Raw genomic sequence first — 4,774 nt, 5'->3', positions numbered from 1 at the left:
CGCCTTCGATGTTCACTGATGACCGCATGTTCTTCCTGTCCACGCTGGTGCTGGTGATCGCGCTGGTCGCGGCGGTGGGCGCCGGCGCGTTGGAGACGGGCCGGCCGCCCCTGGGAACCCCAACAGCTACTCCTACCGCGACGCTGACCCCTACGAGCACGCCGACACCCAGCCCGACAGCGACGCCAACGCCTACACCCTCACCGACGCCGACCGAGACCGCTACGGCGACCCCGACCGCTACCCCTGCGGTATCCGCCGCTTCCACGCCCCGGCCGGCAACTGTGCTCCCGCGCCCCACGCGCCAGAGCTACAATGTGCCGGCGGGCCGGCATGACTGGCTCCTGCGCCCGACCGGCGAGAAGGACTGGCAGAGCGGGAGCGTCTTTTACCCCTACGGCACGGACGGCCGCGGCCAGTACCTCCTGCATCACGGCATGGACATCGTCAACCCCATGGGTACGCCGGTGCTGGCGGTGGCCGACGGTGAGATCATCTTCGCCGGCTCCGATGACACACAGGCCATCGGCCCGCAGACCCATTTTTACGGCAACGTCATTGTCCTGAAACCGGACCGCACGCTGGGCGATTATCCCATCTTCTGCGTGTACGGCCACCTGAGCCGGATTGACGTGACCGCCGGCCAGCGGGTGCAGGCCGGCCAGGTCATCGGTGCTGTCGGCATGAGCGGCATCGCCATGGGCCCTCATCTGCACTTTGAGGTGCGCTTCGCCCAGAACGATTATTACCACTCCGTCAATCCGGAGCTATGGATCGTGCCGCTCCCTGGCCTGGGCAATATCGCCGGCCGGGTGCTGGACCGCCAGGGCCGCGAGCTGGAGAACCATCCCATCGCCGTATACCGTGCCCAGCAACCGGATAAGGTCTGGCGCGAGGCTTTCACCTACATCCAGGCCGAGGGCATCGGGCCGGACCCCGCCTGGGGCGAGAATTTCGTCATCGGCGACGTCTGGGCCGGCACCTATATCCTCAAGACCAAAGTGGATGGGCAGTGGCTCTCGGCCACGGTGACGGTACCCGACGGCGAGACCGTCTTCGTCGTCCTTCAGCCGGCCAGCCCCTAGCTCACTGCGTCATCATCCATTTGCGGATGAGCTCGTCCAGGAAGCCGGCCTCCCGCAGGCGGGCCAGCGCTGTGTTGATCTGCCGCGCCAGCACAGGGCTGTTGCGGCGCACCGCGATGGCATAGCTTGCCTCGGTCAGCGGTGCCCCGACGATGGTCAGGGCATCATCTCCGCCTATTGCCTGATAGGCGGAGACGGCGTCCACCAGGCAGGCATCCGCCTCGCCGGCGCGCACCGCTTCCAGGGCCTCCACCGGCGACTCCATGGCCAGCACCTCCACCTGTCCATGCTCCCGCTCCAGCCGGCGGATGAAGGCATCCCCTTCCGATCCCCATTCCACCGCCGCGCGCCGGCCGACCAGGTCCTCGGGGCGCTGGATGGTGGAAGCCAGCGTCCAGGTGGTGACGAGCACCAGGCCGGCCTGGAAGTACGGCTCGGAGTAGCGCACGTCCTCCGTCCAGGTGTAATCCACCGGCAGGGCGGAGATGATGGCGTCGAAGCGGCCGGCGAGGAGCTGGTCATAGAGACTGTCAAAGCCGATGTTGAGGAATTCCACCCGCACTCCCAGCTCCTCAGCCAGCGCGTTGGCCAGGTCCACGTCGAACCCGTAGATTGCCTCGGTCTCCGGGTCTATTGTCTCAAACGGTGGGAAGCTGGCGTCCATGCCGACCCGCAGGACCCCCTCGGCGCGGATTCTCTCCCAGGTTCGGTCGCGGGAAAGCGGCCCGCCCTGTGCCAGGACCGCCCAGAGCAGGAATATCAGCGCCGCCAGCGCCAGTGCGGCGCCGGCGACCCAGCGGCGGTGGTGCGCGGCATCCCGCACCCTACGGCTGGCCAGTCCGGGCATAACGCTGGACCTCCCAATAGATCGGTTTCGGATAAAAATCATCCGCCACGAAGGTGAAGTAGTCCTGATAGGTGCGCGCCGGCCGGGGAAAGCGGAAGGCCCACATCACCACCGCCTGGCACCAGTCCCATTTCTGGAGGGCCCATTCGTAGGCGGCAATGGTGTAGGCGATGCGCTGGGCCGGCCGCACCGCCTTGGACCAGCGCGGATGGTCGTTCCAGCCGGCTTCGGTGATGATGATGGGCGTATCCTCATCCCCGTTTTGCACCATGATCTCCCGGATCAGCTCGGTGCGCCGGAAATTCACGACCTCCGGGTTGGGCGGGTCCTCCGGCGGATAGACCCAGCCATAGGCATGGACGGCCAGGATGTCGAACCACGGTGCGGCGCCGGCCTCATACATGCGCTGGAGGTAAATCAGGTCGTTCATGCCGTCGGGACTGCCCTCTGGCGCCAGGGTAGGGGCCAGGGCGCCGGCCAGCACCTTGATCTCGGGATTGGCCTCTTTGGCGCGCTGATAGGCGCGGCGCAAAAGCTCCACATAGCCGGCGGGGTCCACGTCGCGATTGCCCCATTCGTGGCGCAGGTTCGGCTCATTCCAGATGATGATATAATCCACACGGCCGCGGAAGTGCTCGACAAAGGCATAGACATAATCCGCGAAGTCATCGTAGCCCTCTTCGTCCAGGTACAGGGCGGTGGTGTCCTTCGGACGGGCCCATTCCGGGACGAAGCCCAGCCGGGCGATGACCGTCAGGCCCTGGGCGCGGGCGTGGTCCACCACCATATCGGCATGGTTCCAGACGAAGCGGCCCTTGGCCGGCTCGTAATATGCCCAGGGGAAGTATTCCACAATCCAGGGCGCGCCCATCTCTCGCACCATTTCCAGGGTGCGCTTGATCTTCCACTCCTCCACTTCGTCGGTGAGGCGGGTGTGCACGCCCATCTTGGGATTATGGGTCTGCACACGCTGGGCCGGCCCGATCGTGATGAGCGGTCCCCGCCATGCGCCGAACACCCACAAAGCGGCCAGGACGGCGGCCAGCAGGATGACAGCATGCCGCCGGCGGCGCATCTCCTCCAACCATCTATGCATAGCGGTCACGCAGTTCGGTCCTTATGTTGAGTATGGATCGGGAGCGGAAGCTCCCCCCTGCCTCTTCCCTGCAGGCAGGGAAGAGGGATCAACACCCATTATACCGCCTTCGGCAGATGTATCCAAAGCCGGATATCCTTAGCTGACGGTCACCTCAAAGGTGACCGTCAGCTACTCTAAGGTGAACGTCAGCTACTCTTTTGCCAAAAGGCGGCGAAGATGGTATAAGGAGGCCAGTCCGCGAGTCGCTGGAGAAAAGGCTATGCGCACACCGCGCCGGCCGTGGGCTATCCATCTCACGGTCCTGCTCATGTACATCCTCCTCAGCCTACTGCTGACCCTGCCGCTGGTCGTTCGTTTCACCACCCACGTGCCAGGTGACGGCGGCGACGACCCGGCCCTGGCGTGGAACCTGTGGTGGGTGAAACATGCGCTGGTTGACCTGGGGGTCAATCCGTTTGACTGCCGCTGGATGTTTTATCCCGTCGGCATCAACCTGGCCTTTTATACCCTCACTGTGCTGAACGGCCTGCTGTCTATCCCCCTGCAGGCAGTGTGGGGAGTGATTCCGGCCAGCAACGTGCTGTTGCTCTCCTCGTTCGTGCTGGGTGCCTTTGGTGCCTATCTGCTGGCGCTGGAGCTTCTGCGCCGGCGGCCGGCCGCCTTCTCCTTGCCGGCGGTGCTGGCCGGCGCGTTCCTGGCCGGCCTCATCTACGGTTTTTCCTCCAGCAAGCTCTTTTACGCCTCACTGGGCCAGTTCAATATCGCCAGCACCCAGTGGATACCCTTCTACGTGCTGATGGTGATGCGCATGACGCGCCGCCCGCGCCGGTGGCGCTATCCCCTGTTGGCCGGCCTCTTCCTGGTGCTCCAGGCCTGGGCGGAGATGACTTTCGCCGCCTTCCTGCTGGTCCTCACCGGCCTCTACGTGCTGTGGGTTATCGCCGAGAGCCTGCTGTCCCGCAATGCGGCCTTTCCCGCCGGCGAGGGAGTGCTGCGGCCGGCGGACTGGTGGCCCTGGGCGCGCGGCATGGCCGTCCTCGGCGTGCTCTTCGTGCTGGGCATCAGCCCTATGCTGGCCGCCATGCTTCCTGACATGCGGGCAGAAGGGGACTTCTTCGTCGTCGGTTCCGGCTTTGCCGAGACATTCTCCAGCGACCTGCTGGGCTTTTTCGTCCCTACCCAGCTCAACCCCTGGTTTGGTTCGCTGGTCTCGCACCTGCAGTTCCCCCATGACAAGGCCCAGCATTATTATCTCGGCTACAGTGTGCTCGTGCTGGCACTGCTGGGGTTGGCCGGCGGCCGGCGGCGCGCCGCCATCCGTTTCTGGACCCTTTCCGCCCTTGCTTTTTTCATCCTGACTTTAGGCCCATCCCTGCGCGTGAACGGCGCCGATACCGGTATCCCGCTCCCCTTCCGCATCTTCCAGGAGCTCCCCTTTTTCAAGGGCAACCGGTATCCGAGCCGGTTCGGGGTGCTGATGGTGCTGAGCCTGGCGATGCTGGCCGGCTGGGGCGCCGCATGGATATGGCAGAGGCTATCCCGCCGGCGGGCGCTCCTCGCGCCGGCGGCCGTCGGGTTGATATCGGCCTTCTTTATCATCGAGCATGTGTCCGTCCCGCTCCCGCTGTCGGACCTCAGCCTGCCGCATGCCTATACCACTTTGATGGAAGACGTCGGCAGGGAGGCACAGGGTTCCCATCCGCCGGCACTGCTGGACATCCCTATTGCCTGGCGCAACGGCTT

4 protein-coding genes are annotated in these 4,774 nt (G+C 65.0%); 2 read left to right on the top strand and 2 right to left on the bottom strand.

The window, feature by feature from the left end:
- A partial coding sequence (locus tag H5T60_11650) for a M23 family metallopeptidase (protein ID MBC7243087.1) occupies positions 1 to 1,085 on the top strand: 1,085 nt, incomplete at its 5' end.
- A 1-nt stretch (position 1,086) separates the two neighbouring features.
- On the opposite strand, the gene H5T60_11645 is transcribed toward H5T60_11650, so the two are convergent.
- Complete coding sequence (locus H5T60_11645; protein ID MBC7243086.1) at positions 1,087 to 1,932, bottom strand: amino acid ABC transporter substrate-binding protein; 846 nt, start codon at positions 1,930 to 1,932, stop codon at positions 1,087 to 1,089.
- Positions 1,910 to 3,007: a beta-galactosidase gene (locus H5T60_11640; GenBank protein ID MBC7243085.1), complete on the bottom strand. Its 1,098-nt coding sequence runs from the start codon at positions 3,005 to 3,007 to the stop codon at positions 1,910 to 1,912. Before H5T60_11640 ends, H5T60_11645 begins: the two co-directional genes overlap by 23 nt.
- Before the next feature lie 283 nt (positions 3,008 to 3,290).
- On the opposite strand from H5T60_11640, the gene H5T60_11635 reads away from it, so the two are divergent.
- A partial coding sequence (locus tag H5T60_11635) for a hypothetical protein (protein MBC7243084.1) occupies positions 3,291 to 4,774 on the top strand: 1,484 nt, incomplete at its 3' end.

It is taken from the genome of Anaerolineae bacterium (assembly GCA_014360855.1).
Classification (GTDB): Bacteria; Chloroflexota; Anaerolineae; order JACIWP01; family JACIWP01; genus JACIWP01.
The sequence above is the reverse complement of the archived record's forward strand: the minus strand, read 5'-3'. Positions and strand labels throughout refer to the sequence as shown.